Below are 22,082 nucleotides of genomic sequence, written 5' to 3' on the forward strand. Positions count from 1 at the left end.
GTGGGTCTTAAGAACTACTGCGCTTAAAATAAGCTAGCTGGGAATTCAGTAAATGACGAGTAGAGGAAGGACATACTAGACCGTATTTAGCTAGTTCTCGGACTGCGTTTTGGGAGTCAAATTGTATCTTACCTGAATTACTACTGTGATATTTTAGGGAGGGTAAAAGGTTTTTGATGGAGTCCATTGCAGATTCGCCATTAGTGCGATTTATCTGCTCGCTCCATTGGTCAAAAGTTACTTGTTTGAGTGGATAACCCAGAGATTTTAGTAAGTCAGGTAATTGATTCCAATGAGAAGATTGGGGATTAAGCAAATGATAATTATTATTATCTACATTTGGTTGTTGAGATAAACAAACAATTCCACGACTAACATAATCAACAGGAGTAAAAGCGATCGTCACGTCTCTTAAAGGTATCATTCCAGTTTGCAGACAGCTTATCAGCAATAAAGACAGCCAATCTTGGGTACTAGATATCCCCGTAATACTGTGTCCCGTAATTGTTCCTGGTCGATAAATAGTCACGGGAAGACCTTTTTGAGCAGCAAGAGTGACTAATTTTTCGGCTACCCATTTACTTTGAGCATAGCCACCTTCAACAATCTCTACACTATCGATGCTATCTGTTTCGTAGATTATTTTATCTGCATCATTAGCTGAAAGAAATATACCAATAGTAGAAATATAGTGAACGGGTTTAATTTTGCTTGTACTGGCAATTTTGAGTATTTCTTGAGTTCCCAAAACATTAGATGCTTTTAAGGCATTGTAGGAATAGAGAAGATTAACTACTGCTCCATTATGATAAATCACATCAATCGATTGACATAGTTGGTCAAATTGCTTTGGTGATAAACCGAGATTGGGTTGAGATAGATCGCCTATAAGGGGAACAATTCGAGAATCAAACTCCTCTTGCCAAAGCTGATAGTCCTTAAGCTTGTTTTGTAATCGCTGTTTTGCAGCCTCTAGATTAGCAGCACGAACTAAACAAAAAATCTGGGCTTGAGTTTGAACTAAAAGCTCATAGAGTAAATAAATTCCCAGAAAACCAGTTGCTCCAGTTAGAAAGATAGCATTAGGGTTACTGATTGGTCTATCTTTCAGAGAACTGGGGATAATATCTAGCTCTAAAACTGCTTCTGAAGCTAATTCTGTTGTAGTTGCTTTGTGGGCAATTGAAACTAATTCTTCTATTAGAGAAGAATTAGTTTCTGGATGTAAACGGCGATCGCGATCTTGAGCTAATGCCCTCACGCTGGAAAGACGATACAAATCCTTAATTTGCAGACGATATTGGAACTTTTGTTCCATGAGATTAGCTATTCTGGCAATATCTAAAGAATTAGCCCCTAAATCTAGGAGATTGGCATTGAGATCTATATGTTCGACTTTGAGTACACTGGCTACTAGTTGAGAAATCTCTTGGGCGATCGCATTATCTGTTCCTGAAACATCTGTGTCTGTGGGAATAGTTTCTGGGACGGGTTCTGGTAGATTCTGGCGATCTATTTTGCCATTGGCGGTTAGAGGAAGACTATCAAGCAATACAAAGCTCGATGGCACCATATAGTCTGGTAGTTTTTGCTGTAGCTGTTGACTCAGTTGGGTGGGGGTAATCGTTGTTTGATTGGGAACAATATAGGCTACCAATCGTTTTTCGTGCTGGTTTTCTTCCCTAGCCAAGACCACAGCTTGTTTAACGGCAGGTATTTGTTCTAGGGTTGTTTCAATTTCTCCCAACTCAATGCGGTAACCCTGTACTTTGACCTGAGAGTCAGAGCGACCTAGAAATATAATTTGACCATCAGGCTGATAATAACCTAAGTCTCCCGTGTTATAGAGTCGTTCCTGAGTAACGGGATGAATTATAAAACTGTTGTTAGTTTTCGACTCATCTTGCCAATACCCCTGTGCTAGACCTATCCCGCCAATATACAAAGTTCCTGGTACCCAGACTGGACAGGTAGCTAACATTTCATTGAGAACATAAAAACGCTGATTAGCCATGGGCTGACCATAAGGAATGCTCTGCCAATTAGGATCGATATCAGCAATTTCATAAAGTATTGACCAGATCGAAGCTTCCGTTGCTCCTCCCAGACTGATGACTTGCGTCCCACCATTGAGATTTTTAATTTTGGGCGGTAAACTCAAAGGAATCCAATCTCCACTAAGCAAAACTAATTCCAGGGTACTAATTGCTATTTCAGGATGAAATTCAGCATATTCAACTAACATCTGCATCAAAGCTGGTACTGAATTCCAGAGGGTAATCTGGTACTTTGTGATTAAATCAGCCCAATGGGTCGGATCTTTAATATTGGTAGCATCAGGAATAACAATTGTTCCCCCCGCAGCTAAAGTGCCAAAGATATCGTAAACAGATAAATCGAAACTAAGGGATGAGAGAGCCAATACTCGAACCTGGCGATCGATTTGATAGCGTTGATTTATATCGAGAATAGTATTAACTACTCCGCGATGGGCGATCGCCACTCCCTTGGGCGTACCCGTAGAACCCGAAGTATAGATAACATAAGCCAAATCAGATGTTTTTTGAATTGGCTCTAAGGGTGTGATATCTGTATTTTCTAATCCCTGGTGGTCAACGCAAATACGTTTAAGTCCTAGTGACCATTCTAAAGCGCGATCGCTTTTTCCTTGAGTCAAGACAATCTTGACTTCTCCCTGTTTTAAGAGATATTCACGACGTTCTGCGGGCAAACTAGGGTCTATAGGGAGATAAGCTGCACCAGAAGCGAGAATCCCTAGTACAGCTACTACTTGCTCCCAACCTTTTTCCATTACCACTGCTACCAGTTGGTTAGGAGTTGCGCCCAAGTCTCTTAGCTGTTTGCCTAAATCAATGGCGCGATCGCTCAATTCTTGATAACTTAAAGAGATATCCCCAGCAATGACCGCAGTTTGTTCTGGTTGATGTTTAACTCGCTCAAAAAATAGACTATGGAGTAGAGGTGAACGTTGGTCAAATTTAGTTGCTGTATTGTTATTGTTAACCTTCTGGATTAACTCGACCTGCTGTGGCGGTAAAAGCTGCTCCATGATTTGTTGCGGATTAGCTTGCCAAAGTTCTTCTCTAGTCCCTAGAGCTTCAATAAAATCTCCGTAGGTAGCAAACATTTCATCTAGCAAACCAGGGGGAAAAACTTCATCCACCGCATCCCAATTTAAAATCAACGCCCCCTGTTCTTCAAGGACTTGATGATCTAAATATATTTGGGGAGTTTGACTGAGACTATAAACTACTTCTCCTAGTTCATAGATCGAGGCACTTTCCGTATTAGAACTACCTGCAAAGCGATCGCGATTCAGACTATCGTTAGTTAGGGTGCTGGTATAGACTACGGGCATTAATGCCCCTGAGTATCTTTTTTGGGCGTGGGCAATATCTCGCAACACTTTCATGCCACTGACATAGCGATGATCTAAATCTTGCCAAAGTTGCATTTGAATTTTTTGGGCTCTGGTGACGAAAGATTCTGCTCCCGAATTATCTACCGCTAATAAATCCAAGGAGGTAAAATCTCCCACCAGACGATTGACATCTTGATGTAAGGGGAGTCGTTTAAATAGGGTAATATTGAGGGTAAATTGAGGACTTTTACTCCAAGCAGCTAACACCTCACTAAAAGCAGCCAAGATAATCGAAGAAGGAGTTAAATTAGCTTGAAAACCTCTTTGTCGCAGACGTTGCCATAATTCAGGGGCTATCTTTCGGCTGCGATGGACGAAGCGAGGACGTTGTATTTCCGATAAACTACTGCCTAGAGGTAGTTCGGGGGAAGGTGGGAGAGTCGACAAACGCTGTCGCCAATACTCTTGCGATCGCTGATAGACGGCAGAATTTTCTAGTTCTTTTTCTGCCAAAACATAGTCGCGAAAAGATAATTCTAGCCCCTGTGCTGCTTGAGGCTGATCGTCCCGAAGGTAATCTACCAACTCGCGCACAATTAGTTCCAGACTCCAAGCATCAGCAATTAAGAGATCGATACTGATAAACAACCTGGTTTTATTTTCTGGTAACAAGGCGCTGCGGACTTCAAATAGAGGCCAAGTGTCTGTAGGTAGTAACTGATGGGAAAGACGTTCTCGCAGGGCGGTTAATTGCTCCGTAGCAACTTCGGGTGCAGTTGTTAGTAGGTCTAAAACTTCAATTTGATAGTCGGGGACTTCCTCTAAAATTTGCTGTTGTCCTTCAGAATTCATAATCGCCCGCATCATCTCATGCTTATCGATCAGATATTGCCAAGCCTGTTGAAATTTACCTGGATCGAGGGCGGTAACATCAATCTCTGCATAGACATGGGTAGAAACATTGCTGAGGTCGAAACTATCATCTCGACCAATCAGATAAGCCTGTTGAATTTCTGTTAAGGGAAAGGGTTGATAGCGTTCCTGGGGTTTAGTTACTATCTGCGGTAGGGGCTGACAAATCTCCTGGAGGTCATATCCAGAATCTATCTGTCGGAGAAACTGAAGAATTTCCCCCTTACGCGCCTTAATATCAGCTTGTATATCGGGAGTCAATCCCTCTTTAGGAGCATTACAACGTAGGCGATCGCCTTGGGCATAAATTTGAATATCGCGATCGCTCAGTTCGGCTAAAAATTCGGAAACTGGTTTCATAGAACTTTTCATAGAATTAAATTTCTATTTCTTCTCGTTCGTTGGATTTATGGCTGAGAGCAGCCTGGCGTTGGGCAGATATTTGATAAGTACTGTCAATATGTTCTCCAATACCCACTACAGTTAGAGTTTCAAACAAAATGGTCATGGGCAGATCGATTTGAAATGTTTCGCGAATCTGAGCAATCACTTGAATGCCCACTAGGGAATCTCCCCCCAATTCAAAGAAATTGTCATAAATACCAACCCGTTCAACTCCCATGGCTGACTGCCAGATTTTGGCTAATTTTTGTTCGGTTTCTGTTTTGGGAGCAACATAGTCTGTTTCTAATTCTGGTCGGGTATAGCTGGTTTCTGTCTTAGCAGGTGGACTCTGGGTTGCTGCTAATGACTCTGGTGGAATTTGTAACTGTTGCCAGCGATCGATTCTCGGTTGAAGATTTTTGCTAGAAACCACTAAACGATTAAATTCTGACCAAGCTAGAACTCGATTTAAAATCTCAATATCTTCAGGAGGAGTAACTGTTAGTTCCGCACTAACTACATCTTGGCTAGTGGGTACTCTGCCATCCCAGTTAACACTTAACCAGGGAAAATTAGCTTGATGCTGTTTTTGAACAAAGCTATCTAAAAAGATATTGGCTGCGGAATAAGCAGTATGTCCCACACCACCAAAGAAGGAAGCCAAAGAAGAAACTAAAAGGCAAAAATCTAACTGACGAGACTTTAAGATTGCTTCTAAAACCAGTAACCCCTTAACTTTACCCTGAAACTGCTGCTGACAGTCAAATTCAGTTGCTTCGGTAATTGGTCGGAAAATTTCTAAAGAATCAGTAGCTACTGCGTGAATTACTCCATTAAGCTGACCAAAACGGGATTCAGCCCGATCGATCGCCTCTTTCATTGCTTCAGCATCGGCAACATCAGCACTAGCCAGAAAAACTTCTGCTCCTAAATCTTCTAATTTTTGTACTTGGCGAATTTTGCGAGCTGTAGGCTCTTGTTCGCTATGGCTTGCTAACCATTGTTGCCAATCTTCCCTAGCAGGGAAGGTGGAACGACCAGTCAGAATCAGTTTACTCTGGTAATTAGTAGCTAAGTGTTCGGCAATAACTAACCCCAGACTGCCCAATCCACCTACAATTAGATAAACACCCTGAGATTTAAAAGCAAGGTTTTCTTTGGTTGGTGCTTCTAGTTTGAGGGGGGCAAAAGTTTCTCTCCAACGACGACCATTACGATAGGCAATTATTGGTTCTAAAACTGGACTATGAAGTTCAGTGATAATCTTGTCAATCAGGTTAGTAGAAAGACTATCAACTAGATCGAGATCGATACTGCGACAGTAGATATGAGAGTATTCTTGGGGAATGGTTTTAATTGCCCCTAAAATTGTTGCCTTAGCAGGGTCGCTCGCTTCTGTGCCAATTACTTCCTGTATACCCTGAGAAATAGCTGAAATTTGCAGTTCTGAGGTTAAATTCTCTTTTGCTAAAGCTTGAGTGAGAAATAGTAAGCTATAAAAGCCTAAATATTGATTTTGCTCCGTTTTTTCCCAGTTGAGTACCTCGGTCTGAGAATTATTAAGCTGCCAACAATGAAGGATTTTACTGGGTATAGATCCAGTCTCCTTAAGTTCTCGAATCAAACGCTGATAATCTTCCTTACACTGAGGATTGAGAGTATATTGCCCAGGAGACTGACAGCTAAATTCTGCACCCTCCTTAACGGTAATAAAATCCTCGCTCTGGTTGGTGATTCGTGATGTTATTTGCTCGGTAAATCCCCTATTATCTGCGAAAATTAAGTAAGTAAGGGAATTTTGGGCGGTTTGACTTTTGTTAACGGGAGCTAAAGGCGATCGCTGCCAAGAGGGAGTATAAAACCAATCAGTAACATTCGGTTTTTTCTCTTCTGAGAGGGCATTTAATCTTTGTGCCACTGCTGGATTGACAATGGGGATAGTAAAGGCAGAAGAGATTGATGAATCTTCTTTATTATCCGCTCTGGCAATCAAAATATGCTGTCCCAGAGCGTCTGAATCAGGACAAGCTGCTACTTGACTAAAACCCTTCTCAGCAAGTTTGGCTTGCCATTGTTGACTAGTCAAGAAGGGGTTGCCTCGACTACGTTGTTGATCTGTTAGAGGTTTCATCAACAAGCCAGAGGTAATATCAAAGAATAATAAGGGAGTTGTAATTTCCCAAATTAAGACAATTCCCCCAGGAGCTAATAAAGAACGAATATGCTCTAAGGTACGATCTAAATTATCAGGAACGTGGAGTACATTAGCTGCTATCACCACATCGAATCGATCGGATTCAAAGCCTTGGTCTTGAGGTGGATTTGCTAGATCCAGTAATTTATATTCCAAGAAAGGATAATCGCTGAATTTGCTTTTTGCCTGGGTTAAAAACCAATTACCAATATCGGTAAAAGTATATTTTGTTTGATCGACTGGCAAAATGGGCAGCAAATCTGTAGTAGCTAATCCTTGTCCTCCACCAACTTCGAGAATTCTTAATTGGGTAGTCTCTGGTAATGAATTTACCAATTGCTTTAAACTAGCACGCATAATCGCACTATAGTAAGCGAATAAAGGCATCTCAGGATTAGCATTTTTACCCTGCTGATAAACTAAACCATTAAAAATTTCTAGGGGTTCTTTTTTGCCCGCTATTACGGCAGCTAAATTTTCACCACACTGTTGAGTAAGCTCAATCATTTGTGGGAATTTAATCCATCTAGTTTGAAATTCTGCCAGCATTTCCGTCAAATCATCCTTGGAGCATTCAGCCAAATGGCTATAAACTCCGTTGGTATGTTGCAAATGTCCCTTAGCTACTAAAATATCTAGCCAACGAGCCATTAACTGTTGATAAGAAGGAGCAATTTGAGCTTGGTTAAATAATTCTGTTTCCGAATAGGATTTCGCTGAATCTTGCCACACCCCTAGCTCTCGGAACGTTAGCTTAATATAAGCCAGACACACTCTATCCATTGAGGGAAAATTTTCAATATAGCTCTCTTCGTCAAATTTGGAGATCCCCTGGCGAGATTGAAGTTGACCTGCCTCCATTAAAGGTTGCCAAAGCTCTTCTAAACTGGGCTGTGGTAAATGAGTTGGGAGCATTACAACCTTAGAATCTCCTTCTGCTGGTTCTAACCAATAACGCTGCCGTTCAAAGGGATAGGTGGGAAGAGGTAGGCGAAATCGCTGTTGAGCGACCTGAAATTCTGACCAATCAATTTTGACCCCTGCTAGCCATAGTTTACCCACTGTCTGCCAGAGAAATCTGATATCACTTCCCTCTTCTTGAGGATGACGGACGGAGGTTAAAATTAATTGTTCTGATTGCTTTTGTGGATGCTGTTTGGCAAGTTTACTTAAGGTACGACCTGCTCCCACTTCCAGTAAGATTTGATTAGCTTCTTGACAAAGATGTTGTAAATTATCACTAAAGCGAACTGTCTGTCTTAAATGAGCTGCCCAATAATTAGGATCGGTAGCTTCTTCAGGCTTAATCCACGTCCCCGTTAAATTAGATAAGTAGGGAATTTGGGGAGGGTGCAGGGTTATCTCAGAAAATTGTTGTTTGAAAGGTTCAATCATCCCGTCCATCATTGGCGAATGGAAGCCATGGGAAGTGTGGAGCAGACGACTATTAATTCCTTTAGACTGTAACTCAGCAGCTAAATTTGCGATCGCTTCTGTCTGACCAGAAACAACGCAAGAATCAACCCCATTAATCACCGCCAAAGCTAAATCGGTAGTTAGATAAGAAGTTACTTGCTCTGAACTGAGGGGAACAGACAACATACTACCATGAGGCTGCTGTTGCATTAATTTTCCTCTAGCAGTCACTAAAGCCAAAGCATCTTCTAGACTAAATACCCCCGCTAGGGTAGCAGCAACATATTCCCCAATACTATGACCGACCATTGCTTGAGGCATAATGCCCCATTGCATCCAGAGTTGCGCCAGAGCATATTCAATCACAAATATAGCTGGTTGAGCGATCGCTGTTTGTTCTAGTTGTGCCTTGGCTGCTTTAATTTGGCTATCTTCAGGATAGAGAATGGTGCGTATATCTAAATCTAGATGGGGTTGTAAAATTTCCCCACAACGGTGGATCTGCTGTTTAAAATAGGGTTCTAATTCGTAGAGTTCTCTGGTCATATTGACATATTGAGAACCCTGTCCCGAAAACATCATCACTACTCCAGGGGGATGGAGTTTTCTGGTTTGAGTTGAAATTCTTGGTGTTCCTGGTTCTTTGCCAGCAGAGATGGCATCAGCAATACTTTGACACAAGATAAAGCGACGATGTTTGAAATGACGGCGACCAACCTGAAGACTGTAAGCTACATCCCCTAAATCTAGTTCTGGATGGGCTTTTAAATGGTTAATCAAATTATCGGTAGCGCGCTCTAGAGCCTTAGCCGTTTTTGCCGACAGCATTAAAATTTGGTAAGGGTTATTCGTTGAGGGACTGCTACTTGCTGTACTTTGTCTTTGGGGTGCTTCCTCAATAATTAGGTGGGAATTAGTGCCACCTACCCCTAGGGAACTAACCCCAGCCCGTCGCACACTACCATTAGTTTTCCAGGGTGTCAGCTGGTGATTGACATAGAAGGGACTATTAACAAAATCAATCTGGGGATTGGTCTGTTCACAATGGAGACTGGGGGGAATCAATTCATTTTCCAATGCCAAAACTGTTTTGATGACACTGGGCATCCCCGCAGCTACACCCAAGTGTCCTAGATTACTTTTTACCGAACCAATGCCACAAAAACCTTTTTCTGATGTACTAGTACGAAAAACCTCCGTCAAAGATTGAATTTCAATGGGATCTCCTAGACTAGTCCCCGTGCCATGGGCTTCAATATAGCTAATTTCCTGGGGTTCGATATTGGCGATCGCTAATGCATCGGCTACTACTGCTGCCTGACCATCTAAACTAGGGGCTGTATAGCCCACCTTAACTGCACCATCATTGTTAATTGCTGAACTCTTAATTACGGCACGAATTGCGTCTCCGTCTGCTAGAGCATCTTCTAAACGTTTTAAGACCACTATGCCTAAACCACTTCCAGGAAGTGTTCCCTGAGAATCTAAGCCAAAAGCTTTACAGTGTCCATCAGAGGAAAATATTCCCCCTTCCTGATAAAGATAGCCTCTTTTCTGGGGCAGCATGAGGTTAACCGCTCCCGCTAAGGCAATATCGCATTCTCCGTTGAGCAAACTTTGATTAGCCACATGGATAGCTACTAATGATGTGGAGCAAGCGGTTTGCACCATCATACTAGGGCCTTTAAGATTAAGATGATAAGAAATTTGGGTCGCTAAGTAATTCAGGTCATTACCCAAATAAGTTTCAAACCCTCTCATGGATAAAGGTATCAGCTTACTTTGGTTGGTGGCAGCTAAATAGTTACTAACGTTACTCCCAGCAAAAACGCCAATCGAACCAGGATAATCATCTGAGGCATAACCCGCATTCTCTAGGGCTGACCAAGCACATTCCAACATCAAGCGTACTTCTGGACTCGTAACTTCAGCCTGTTTATGACTGTAGTTAAAAAAGCTCGCATCAAACAGCTCGATATCTTCTAAGATCGGTTCGGCTTTAACATAATTAGGATTGTTCAGGGAATTTGGGTCAATTTTTGATTCGGCAGATTCCTCTTCCGCAAAAAAGGTAATTGATTCCACTCCGTCAACTAAATTTTGCCAAAACTGTTCTAAATTGTTCGCTCCAGGAAAACGACCAGCCATACCAATGATGGCAATATCATTAAAATTTTCTGACTCAGTATTTATTTCGGTCATGGTTTTAAATTAGTTTTTTATTAATTATTTATCTACGTTTTGGTGACTGTTTTTGACGACGCTGCTGTAGTCGCTGACGCTGCTTAGCTCTAGTTAATTTTTCGTAGCCAGCATTTGATTCTGGTGAGGAACGGTTGAGATATTGAGCTAACGCACTGATGGTGGGATATCTAAACATTTCCACAATAGGAATATCCCGCTTGATTAATTCCCTTATTTGAATGTGGGTTTTCACCAGATGGACGGAATTTCCGCCCAAGTCAAAGAAGTTATCGTAAATACCTACTCGCTCTAATGACAAGATATTCTGGACGATCTGACTTAATTTGGTTTCTAATTCGGTAGTTGGAGCGACATAAGCTTGGGGGATTTTTGCTGGATTTGATTCAGGTTTTGGTAGTTGTCGGCGGTCAATTTTTCCGTTAGGAGTGAGGGGAAAACTGGGTAAAAAGATAAAAGCTGAAGGCATCATATAAGCAGGTAGCTTATCTAGCAAAAATTGCCGTAATTCGTCAGTAAGTTTAGATTCTTTGACTGACTCCTGATGAGCTACCAAATAGGCTACTAATTGCTTATTCTTGGGCGATGTTTCTATTGCTGTTACCACCGTTGCTTTGATCTCTGGATGAGCAGCGATCGCTGTTTCGATTTCTCCTAACTCGATGCGATGACCGTTAATCTTAACTTGAAAATCTTCTCTACCGAGGAACTCAATATTACCGTCTGGCAGATAACGTCCTAAGTCTCCCGTACGATATAACCGTTCTCCTGTATCAGGATGAATGATAAAGCTGGCATTGGTTTTAGCTTCATCTTTCCAGTAACCCTTAGCTAATCCTATACCACCAATATAAAGCTGTCCTGGTACAAATAACGGACAGGGTTTAAATGCCTGGTTTAGCACATAAAACCTTTGATTTGCCATCGGACGACCATAGGGGATACTTTTCCAGTCGGGGTCAACTTTGGTGATGGGGTAAAGTATCGACCAAATAGATGCTTCGGTAGCTCCGCCTAAGCTGATTACTTTTGTCTGGGGAAACAGCTCTGTGATTTGATCTGGTAAATCTAGAGGTAACCAATCCCCACTCAGCAAGGTTAACCGTAAGAGAGAACTAACGGGAATTGAAGAAGCTGCGACATATTCCACTAACATTTCCATTAGGGCTGGCACAGTATTCCAGATGGTTATCTGATGTTGCAGCAGTAATTCTAACCAATGAGAGGGATCTTTGATTCTTTCTGCGGGGGGAATGACAATTGTTCCCCCCGCAGCTAAAGTGCCAAAAATATCGTAGACTGACAAATCAAAACTGAGGGAAGATAATGCCAAAAGACGATCGCTTTGATTAATGGCAAAACGTTGGTTAATATCAACAATAGTGTTAACTGCCCCCTGATGATCGATCGTCACCCCTTTAGGCATTCCCGTTGAACCAGAAGTGTAGATTACATAGGCTATATCTCCTGGTTGCTGCACAAATTCTGGTAATTGAGCCAAAGGAGAGTATTCGAGAGTATCAACGCAAATACGTTTAAGTCCTGCCGACCATTCTAAAGAGCGGTTGTGTTTTGCTTGAGTTAAGACAATCTTGACGTATCCCTGTTTTAAGAGATATTCACGACGTTCTAAAGGCAAACTAGGGTCTATAGGCACATAGGCTGCACCAGAAGCGAGAACCCCCAGAACAGCTACTACTTGTTCCCAACCTTTTTCCATGACTACTGCCACCAGTTGGTTCGGAGTTGCTCCCAAGTCTTTTAGTTGTCTGCCCAATTGCAGGGCGCGATCGCTCACTTCTTGATAACTTAAGGTGCGATCGCCAGCTATAACCGCCGTTGCTTCTGGTTGTTGTTGAACTCGTTCAAAAAATAGACTATGTAATAGAGTATCTTCTTTTTTAAAGGGTGCTTCTGTCTGATTAAAGTTTGCTAGCTGTTCTAACTGTTGCTGGGGTAATAGCTGAATAGTTTTAGCTTGCCAAACCTCATCTTCGGTGGCTAATTTTTCCAGCAAAGTGCCATAGGCTGCAAACATCTCATCTAGAAGCCCTTCAGGAAAAAGTTCCTCTATACAATCCCAATTCAGCACCAATTCCCCAGAGGGTTTGAAGAACACTTGATGATCGAGATAAACTTGAGGAGTTTGGGTAATCATATAGACCATATTTCCCAACCCTTTGAGCATATCTCGGTTATAACTATCCTGACTGGGTTCGGCATTTTCGCGGGTTAAACTTTGATTGGTGAGAGTACTTGTAAAAATAACTGGCATCAAAGCTGCTGCGGGACACTGTTGCCTTTTCGCTAGTTCTCGAATAACTTTGACTCCACTGTAGTGACTGCGATCGAGATCGTTCCAAAATTGTTCTTGAATTCTTTTTGCCCTAGCAGTGAAAGAATCTCTTGCCGAATTATCAACTGCCAATAAAGTTACGGAAGTAAAATCTCCCACAATTTGATTAACTTCTGGATGTAAAGGCAAACGATTATAAAGAGTCAAATTAAGTGTAAATCGAGGATTTTTACTCCAAATAGTCAATATTTCGGCAAAAGCTGCCAATAAAATTCCCGATGGTGTTAAATTGACCTGGTGGGCGCGTTGTTTGAGTTGTTGCCAAGTAGCAGCACTAAGTTTTTTTTCCCGACGGACAAAATGAGGAGAGGCAATTTCTTGCAGGCTCTTTTGTAATGGTAATTTGGGGGCGGGAGGAATCTCATCTAGACGTTCGTGCCAATAATCTTGGGCGCGACGATAGAGGGGGGAATCTTGAAAATCTCGTTCTGCTAAAACATAATCGCGAAAAGATAATTCTAGGGGAGGCAAAGCAAGATCGGGTTGTTTAATTAAGTCCCCCAGTTCCGCAAATAAAAGTTCGCAACTCCAAGCATCGGCAATTAGGACGTCTAAACTAAAGCAAAATCTTACTTTGTTCCCCTCCAAGCACAGGGCTTGAATTTCAAATAGGGGCCAGCGATCGAGAGTGAATACATGATGGGACATCTGCTGGCGAATTTGATGCAAACAAGCCTCAATTGTCTCTGAGTTTTCTGCCTGAAGATCTTGAAAGGAAATCTGGTAATCTAGTACGTCAGCTAGAATTTGCTGTTGCCCGTCGGGACGAAAGATTGTCCGTAACATCTCATGACGTTGGATTAATTGCTGCCATCCCCGTTCAAATTGGGCTACTGTGATGTCCTGGGTTTCAATCTCAAAATAGCCGTGAGTCGAAATATTACCCAACTCCAAGCCTCCCTGACGACCAACCCAATACGCTTGTTGAATATCAGTTAGGGGAAAAGGTTGTTGGCGATCGCTCAACCTAGAGATGACAGAAGGATATTTAGCCGTTGCAGATGTTGATTCTCCCCGCAATCTTTGGGCGAGGAGTTGTTGTTTTGCCAAAGAAAGCCGAGATTTGCGGATAAGATTGGTTTCTGATGAAGACATAGTGGAGGATCTAATTACTCAGGGCGACTTTTTTACGTTCTAGTAAATTTGCCATCGCGTTGATGGTTCTAAAGTTATCGAAGTCTAGTTCGTCATCTTCAATGGTTACTTCAAATTCTTGTTCGACAAACAAAACTAGCTGCATGGCAAACATTGAATTAATAAAGCCCGATGCAAAGATGTCCTCGTCTTCCTGTAGCTGGCGATCTTCAAAATAATCTGCCAGAAAATGGTTGATTTTCGCTTTGATTTCTGTCATGGTTTTGTCCTTGATAAAATTACGCTACTTTAACTGTTTGTTTTACTTTGGCTGTTTGGCTGTAGTTATAAAAACCACGACCGTTCTTACGACCGTGTAAGCCCGCATCTACCATTTTTTTCAAGAGAGGACAGGGGCGATATTTACCATCGTTAAAGCTGTCGTATAAAACCTCGATCGAATAGAGAATCGTATCTAATCCAATTAAGTCGGCAGTTTCTAAGGGGCCCATTTTATGACCAAAGCAACCTTTGAAGAGCCTGTCAATTTCTGATACGGAAGCTGTTCCTTCTTGAAGAATAAAAATTGCTTCATTGATGGTCAACATCATCACTCGATTAGTCACAAAGCCAGGGGCATCGTTAACGACGATGGAATCTTTACCCATCTGGGTTAGAAATTCTTGGGCAGTTTCTATAGTGGTATCGCTGGTATGGTATCCACGAATTAATTCCACCATTGGTTTGATTGGGACGGGATTCATAAAGTGCATCCCAATTACTTTGTCGGGGCGATTAGTATTGCCTGCAAAGCGAGTGATCGAAATTGCCGAAGTATTAGCAGCAAAGATAGTTTTGGGAGGACATATGCGGTCTATTTGATGATAAATATTTTGTTTGATATCCCACTTTTCGGTAGCGTTTTCCACCACGAATTCAGCTTGGTCTAATAACTGATAGTCAGTAGAAAAATTAATCCGAGCCAAAATTTCTGTAGTATTGCCAGCACGAGTAGCAAAAAAGTTTTGTAGGCGCAGACCATGACGGATCTCGACTTGGGCCCGTTCTAAAATCTGCTCGGATATATCAATTAAAGTAACTTGATGACCTGTTTGGGCTAGATTTTGGGCAACACCAATGCCCATTGTTCCTGCACCAATAACACCAACTGATTGAATTTTCATAATGATAGTAACTCAGAGAAATTTACAAATGTTAGTCATGATTGTGCCGATGATGCAGATCGGGGAGATGTGGATGGGTATGAGCCATTGCCTGATGTTCGTGCCAGTGGGAATGGACGTTGGACAAAGAATCTTGAGGGCGATCGCGATGATGATTGTGATGCTTGTCGTTATGACGATGTAAATGTTGATGATTCATGACTTGGTGCTGATGGCTATGGATATGTTGGTCTTGGAATAGAGCTAGGATAGATCTAATTTTGATAGCGATCGCCATTAGTTAAATGAAGGTAATTTGTTCTTGCAGCGCGATCGCCGAAAAGACTACCCCAAAAAAAGGTGCGCAAGCAAAAATTAATTGGGAACGAGTCGCCCCTAAATCCTGGGCAGAGGTGATATAAAGGACAATACTCAAGCCATAAGCTAAGATACCGACAACCAAGCTCCAACCAATTACAGTTGGGGTAGCCGTTAGAGGAGTTAAGACCATACCAATGGTTAAATTGATACAACCTGCAACTATGCCCTTCCAAAAAGTACTTTGAGCGGGGGGAATGCCATCAATCAAGGCTGTTAGATGGTTGTCAAATCCCCAACAAATACAGCCTAAAGCCACTAGTAGACCTGCTCTGATACCCGCACTACCTTCTCCCCAAGAAAGCAAACTGGCAGCCAAAAAACACCCTCCGACCCCCAGCCAACCAATACGACCCAAATGGTCTTTAAACAGGCAATAGCCCAGTATGGCAGTGGCAACTAATTCCAGGTTTAACCACAAGGATGCAGAAGCAGCAGAAGCTAATTTTAATCCCAAGAGGAGAAATACAGGACCTAAAATTCCGCCATTGGCGATCGCGCCTAAAAGATACAATCTATTTCGGCGACTTAGTTGCCAGGGAAAAAATAATACTCTCGTTTTGATTAACCAGGGTACTACCCCAATCGCTGCCCCCAGATATAACATCCCTGCTAACTGGAAAGGTGATAAGGGTTCGAGCAACAATTTACTGGCAGGGGTAGATAAGCCAAAAAGGGCAGCAGAGAGCAGGGCAAGTAGGAAAGGTAGTTGATTAATCATGGGCTTTTGGAGTTATGGAAGTTTGGTAGAAGGGAAGGGTATCTCTGTCTCTCCCACATAAACTATCAGGCTTGCTGGATCAGGGATTTGGCTTCGTCTTCGTCTAGGGCTTCTAATTCGGCGATCAGCAGATTCTCAATGAGAATGGCTAATTCGGCGATGGTAGGTGATTCAAACAGACTCCGCACGGGGAGTTCTAGTTGAAAGTCATCTCGCAATTGGTTAATCAAGATACTTCCAGTTAAGGAATCTCCACCCAAAGCGAAGAAATTATCGTGAATGCCGATGGCTTCGATACCAAGGAATTTCTGCCACACTTTGGCGATCGCACTTTCGGTGTCATTACTAGGCATGACATAGGCATTGCGAAGATTGGGACGGGGGTATGATTTTTGAGTGGGATTAATCTCCGTACCACTCTCTAGTTTTTGAGCAGAGCGATGTTGTTGAATGGCAAACTCTAGCTCTTTGGGTGAAACTAGGATTTGCGGAAATTGCTGGCTGAGGATACGCTCTAAGATTTTGATTCCCTCTTCGGGAGTAATATTGGTTTTTTGGTTTTGTTCGTAAAATAACTGTAGTTCGGCGGGAATATTGGCTTGGTGTGCCATTTGCCAAGTATCCCAATCGATCGCTACTGTTAAAGGACAATGAGAACTATTACTCCGACAGTAATTGGCATAGGTATCTAAAAAGTGACTAGCTGCTACATAATCCACTGCATAGCCACCAGAGACAGAGCTAAGAGAAGAAAATAAGAGGAAAAAGTCTAGCTCGGTTAACTGTAACACCTGCTCTAAAACCGTGACTCCTTCTACTTTGGCAGCTAAGACTGATTTAATTACCTCGGGAGTTCTGTCTTGAATTTTTCCAGGGACAGGAATGCCAGCAGCATGAATTACCCCCTGAATCTTTCCCCATTGTTCTTCTACTCTGGCTACTAATGTCTGCATTGAACTGAGATCGCTAACATCAGCCTGGGCAATAAAGATTTCTCCCCCCAATCCTTCAATCTCTTTTAGCTGTCGTATTTTGCTACTGACAAGATCTGCTTCATCGTGCTGATTTAACCAGGTTGACCATTGTTCTGCTGGCGGAAATTCCGATCTGCCCGTCAGCACTAGTTTTGCTCCTACTGTTTGGGCGAGATATTTGGCTACGACTAAACCAATACGTCCTAAGCCTCCTGTAATTAGATAAATTCCTTGAGGGCTCAGTAGGGAAGTGTCTTCAACTTGAGGAGTGAGTTTAACTGGGTCAAAGATTTGTACCCAGCGATGTTGACCGCGATAGGCAATAGTTGATTCGACAATGGGACAATTTAATTCAGTGATTAATTGCTCGGCAATTAGCTGTTTGCTAGCAGAATTAGTTAGCTGTACATCGATACTGCGACAAGAAAACTGAGGATATTCGGTAGGAATCACCTTAACAGCACCCATGACTAGGGCTTTGCGGGGAATTAAAGTTTCTGTTCCTACTACTTCTTGTAAGTTTTGGGAAATTAGATTAATTTCCATCCGCTCTGTCAGATTTTGTTTGCCTAATGCTTGGGCGAGAAATAGTAAGCTATAAAATCCTAATTCGTCTGCCTTAGATGGGTCGGAGGGATTATTTAAACTCCAGCAATGAAGGATCTTTTGGGGTAATAAATTTAGCTTGAGTAGTTCTGCTACTAGGGTTTGATAGTCAGCTTGGCTTTGAGGATTAATTGTATAGGTGCGTTGTCGATCGCCCGACTGGTCAAAAGTTGTTCCCGAACGTACGATAACCAGTTTATTATCTCGCTCCTTTAGTTGGTCGATGATTTCTGCTGCCAAACCAGAATCATCTTGGAAAACTAACCAACATTTGACATCAGTTGAGGGTAATCTGGATGGTAAAGGCGATCGCTTCCAAGAAGGTAGATAAAACCAGTCAGCAAGATCTGATTTTTTCTGACCTGGATTTGTTGGACTTGCTTTTTCTAGATTAGAATTTACTTTAGCTTGAGGTACGCTAAAAGCTGGCAACGCAGATGAGGAGGCTGAGAGGTCTGCTTCAGCTACTATGATATGTTCGCCAAAAGCAGTAAATTCAGAAAAGGCTTCAACCTTGGAAAAGCCGTGAGTAATTAATTTTTCTTGCCATTGTTGGGCTGATAAATAGGGATTACCCATATTACGAACTTGCTCTGGATCTTCAATGGGCTGCATCAAGACCCCATCCATAATGTCTGCTTCTAATCTTTCTCTAGTAATCTCCCACAATAGTAGTAAACCTTTAGGAGCTATTAGCGATCGCCCATAATCGATAGTCGCATCTATATTTCGAGCCACGTGCAGCACGTTAAAGGCAATTACTAGGTCGTAGTCATGAAGGTTATATCCTTGTTCCTGGGGAGATTTTTCTACATCTAGCACTCCATACTCAATAAAGGAATATTCCCTGAATTTCTCTTGGGCAAGATTGATAAAAAAGCTGCCCACATCGGTAAAAGTGTATTCAGTAGCTTCTGGTGGTAATAAAGGTAAGATTTTTTCTGTAGCACTTCCTGTTCCTGCCCCAAGCTCTAATATACGCAGTTTTCTGTTTGCAGGTAAGGAATTTACTAACTGTTGGATAATAGAACGCATAATTGGCTCGTAGTAATCCATTGAAGGATACTCTGGTAAGGTATATCCTTCTTGTTGTAAATTCATCGAAAAGTGAAATTCTAAGGGTTGTCGCTCCCCTGTCAGAATTACGGGTAGGTTGACACCATAGTTGTGATAAATATCGATCCACTCTAGGTCTAAAACTCCTGCGGACTTTTCTTGAACATCTTTTACTAGGTCAGAGATTGATTCTGTTTCTACCTTTAATTGGCTAAAGTTACCCGCTTCATCTCTTTGGAGTTCTTCCCGTTGGACTAAGATATCCAGCCAACGCGCTAATAATTCTTGATAGCGAGGAACAGTGTGGGATTGCTCGATTAATTCCGCCAGGGAATATTTATCTTGCTCTCCCTGGAACAATCCTAGATCCTTAAAAGTTTTTTTGATATAGGCAATACACAATCGATCTAAACTCTGTCGCTGGATTTCGTGTAGTTGGCGATCGAGTTGAGATAATCCAGCGATCGCCTGATTTTGAGCGGTGGTGACTAAAGACTGCCATAAGTCTGGGGTGTTTACTCTGCTAGTCCCTAGATCGGCTGCGGGAGGATCGATCCAATAACGTTGTCCTTCAAAAGGATAGGTAGGTAAAGGTACTCGCTGTCGATTTTGCTGGGCGGATAATGCCCACCAGTCAATCTCTATTCCTGCGAGCCACAATTGAGCAATTGTATTGAGGATAAAGGCAGAATCAGACTGTCCTTCAAAAGCATGGCGCAGGGAAGGAAGGGCAATTTTATCGCTGGCAGGAACTGAATCTAAACATTGCAAAGCCAAGCTGCTTAAAGTCTGTCCCGCACCAATTTCTAACATAATTAGCTGTTGCTGCTGCCATAGCTCCTGCACCTCCTGAGCAAAGCGCACGGGTTGACATAGATGTTGTACCCAGTAATCAGCATTAGTGACTTGTTCTGGAGTAACCCAAGTACCCGTTAGATTGGATAAATAGAGAATTTGAGGTGGATTAAGCTGGAAACCAGCAACTAGTTCTTTGAAGGGAGTGGCAATGGCTTCCATCATTTGTGAATGGAAAGCGTGGGAAGTTTGCAAACGCCGACAAGCCATTCCTTGTCTAACTAGCTGCTCTTCTAACTTATTGACCGCTTCTGAAGTTCCTGCTACTACACATTGATTAGAACCATTGACCGCAGAGAGGGATAACTGCTCATTAAGTAAGGGTAGTATTTCTGACTCCGTCAGAGGCACTGCTAGCATACTTCCCTTTGGTAGTTGAGCAATCATTTCGGCTCTTTTAGCAACGAGAGTCAGGGCATCCTCTAAGGAAAATACTCCCGCAATAGTCGCTGCTACATATTCTCCAATACTATAACCAATCATGGCACTGGGACTAATGCCCCAAGATTTCCACAGTTGGGCTAAAGCATACTCAATTACAAAAATAGCCGGCTGAGTTAGGTGGGTTTGATTGAGTTTAGCTGCTGCGGGATCTGCTTCCGATCGATCGCGTCCCAGCATTTGGCGTAAATCAATTTTCTGTGCCTTGGCTGAGGTAGCAGTTGATTTAGCATCCTGCTGAGGATAAATAACTCCCCGAAGATCTAGACCTAAAAGTGGTTCGAGTAATTGACAACAACGATCTACTTCTTTTTTAAATACTGGCTCTAGTTGATAAAGTTCCTGTGCCATCCCAACATAGTGAGTTCCCAATCCTGTAAAGAGAAAAGCGATCGCTTTTTTATCAGTTGCTTGACAGTTAGTTAGGACTCTTTTGGGGTCATCTAAGCCAAGAATAGCATCCTGAACAGTTTGACATATTACAGCCCGTTTATGGGGAAAGTTCTGGCGACCAACTTGGAGAGTATAAGCTACATCAGCCAAGTTAACTTCGGGATGTTCTCGGAGGTATGTGGCTAAATTATTTGTAGCAGTTTCTAAAGCAGAACTAGTTTTAGCTGAAAGGGCAAGCAAATTGTATTTTCTCCCTTGCTCCCCTGCTCCTCTGCTCCTCTGCTCCCCTATGGGTGCTTCTTCGAGGACAATATGGGCATTAGTACCGCCAAAACCAAAAGAACTTACCCCTGCTCTGCGGGGAGTACCGTTAGCTTCCCACTTAGACAACTCAGTGTTGACAAAAAAGGGACTATTGGCAAAATCAATTTGGGGAGATGGGGTTTCAAAATTAATACTGGGGGGAATTAACTGACGATCTAGGGACAAAACTGTCTTAATAAAGCTAGTAATTCCTGCTGCTGCATCCAAATGTCCCAGATTTGTTTTGACCGAACCAATTGCACAATAATTCTTTTTGTCAGTGGCAAAAGCCTGTTTAAGAGCAGCAATTTCAATTGGATCGCCCATCATAGTTCCCGTGCCATGGGTTTCTACATAGGTAATAGTTTCTGGGGCAACTTCCGCCATTAATTGGGCAGTCTGAATTACTTGAGTTTGAGCTTTTTCGCTGGGGGCAGTATAACTAACTTTGACCGCTCCATCATTATTGACGGCAGATCCTTTGATTACTGCATATATATAGTCTCCATCGGCGATCGCATCTGCCAAACGCTTGAGGACAACTACTCCCACTCCATTACCGCCAATAGTTCCACTGGCACGAGCATCAAAGGCTCGGCAATGTCCGTCAGTAGATACTCCTTCTGGACAAAGGGTAGCAGCATTTTGGGGAGCTTTAATGGAAACTCCCGCTGCTAAAGCCATGTCACATTCTCCACCAAGTAAACTTTGATAGGCGAGATTGACGGCAACAAGGGAACTAGAACAGGCTGTACCGATGCTGAGGCTAGGCCCTTTAAGATTTAGTTTGTAAGAGACACGGGTAGGTGCATAATCTTTGTCTGAAGCTAGCAGGGTAGGAAAATATCCCATAGTTTGATTGAGATTATTGGGAAGCAAATTGTAGAGTAAGTAAGTGCTAGTACCCACTCCTGCATATACTCCAATGGGTCGCTCTTCCCTGGCTGTATCGTACCCCGCATTCTCTAATGCTGACCAAGCACACTCTAGAAATATACGGTGTTGAGGATCCATAATCTCAGCTTCTCTGGGATTAATGCCAAAAAAGGAAGCATCAAATCGATCTACATCTTCTAGTAAAGCAGCAGCCTTAATCTGTTCTGGAGTACTCTCTTCGTCAAAAACAGAAGTAAATTCCCTTCCTGCTGTCAAATTTTGCCAAAACTGTTCGATATTTTTGCTGCCTGGAAAACGTCCAGCCATACCAATGACTGCTACTTCTAAACCATTTTGCTGTACTGTCATGATGGTATTTAAATTATTAAATGATAG

Annotated in this window: 8 protein-coding genes; 1 reads left to right on the forward strand and 7 read right to left on the reverse strand. The window is 42.4% G+C overall.

Translation table 11 applies throughout. The features are described 5' to 3' along the window. Positions 1–7 precede the first annotated feature (7 nt). Genes H1P_RS33770 through H1P_RS33790 form a run of 5 tightly spaced genes read right to left on the reverse strand, consistent with a single transcriptional unit; the run spans position 8 to position 15,104 of the window. On the reverse strand, positions 8–4,666 hold the full coding sequence (locus H1P_RS33770) for a non-ribosomal peptide synthetase (RefSeq protein ID WP_144875899.1): 4,659 nt from the start codon (positions 4,664–4,666) through the stop codon (positions 8–10). 4 nt (positions 4,667–4,670) lie between these two features. Continuing rightward, a complete protein-coding gene (locus tag H1P_RS33775) occupies positions 4,671–10,490 on the reverse strand; it encodes a type I polyketide synthase (RefSeq protein WP_144875901.1) in 5,820 nt (1,939 codons plus the stop codon). Between the two features lie 28 nt (positions 10,491–10,518). Continuing rightward, entirely contained in the window at positions 10,519–13,941 is a 3,423-nt protein-coding gene (locus H1P_RS33780; RefSeq protein ID WP_144875903.1) for a non-ribosomal peptide synthetase, read from the reverse strand. A 10-nt stretch (positions 13,942–13,951) separates the two neighbouring features. Then, positions 13,952–14,200 carry an acyl carrier protein gene (locus tag H1P_RS33785; RefSeq protein WP_144875905.1) on the reverse strand — a complete coding sequence of 83 codons (249 nt, stop codon included), beginning with the start codon at positions 14,198–14,200 and terminating at the stop codon, positions 13,952–13,954. Between the two features lie 19 nt (positions 14,201–14,219). Beyond that, a complete protein-coding gene (locus H1P_RS33790; RefSeq protein WP_144875907.1) occupies positions 14,220–15,104 on the reverse strand; it encodes a 3-hydroxyacyl-CoA dehydrogenase family protein in 885 nt (294 codons plus the stop codon). On the opposite strand from H1P_RS33790, the gene H1P_RS37955 reads away from it, so the two are divergent. Beyond that, on the forward strand, positions 15,093–15,305 hold the full coding sequence (locus H1P_RS37955) for a hypothetical protein (RefSeq protein WP_222427387.1): 213 nt from the start codon (positions 15,093–15,095) through the stop codon (positions 15,303–15,305). The two genes, H1P_RS33790 and H1P_RS37955, sit on opposite strands and share 12 nt — an antisense overlap. A 79-nt stretch (positions 15,306–15,384) precedes the next feature. Here H1P_RS37955 and H1P_RS33795 read toward each other — a convergent pair whose 3' ends face one another. Both H1P_RS33795 and H1P_RS33800 read right to left on the reverse strand, forming a co-directional pair. Next, on the reverse strand, positions 15,385–16,182 hold the full coding sequence (locus tag H1P_RS33795) for a DMT family transporter (protein ID WP_222427388.1): 798 nt from the start codon (positions 16,180–16,182) through the stop codon (positions 15,385–15,387). Between the two features lie 65 nt (positions 16,183–16,247). After that, positions 16,248–22,055 carry a type I polyketide synthase gene (locus tag H1P_RS33800; RefSeq protein ID WP_144875909.1) on the reverse strand — a complete coding sequence of 1,936 codons (5,808 nt, stop codon included), beginning with the start codon at positions 22,053–22,055 and terminating at the stop codon, positions 16,248–16,250. Positions 22,056–22,082: the final 27 nt, after the last annotated feature.

Origin of the sequence: Hyella patelloides LEGE 07179, from assembly GCF_900659865.1 — a bacterium.
Taxonomy (GTDB): Bacteria; Cyanobacteriota; Cyanobacteriia; order Cyanobacteriales; family Xenococcaceae; genus Hyella; species Hyella patelloides.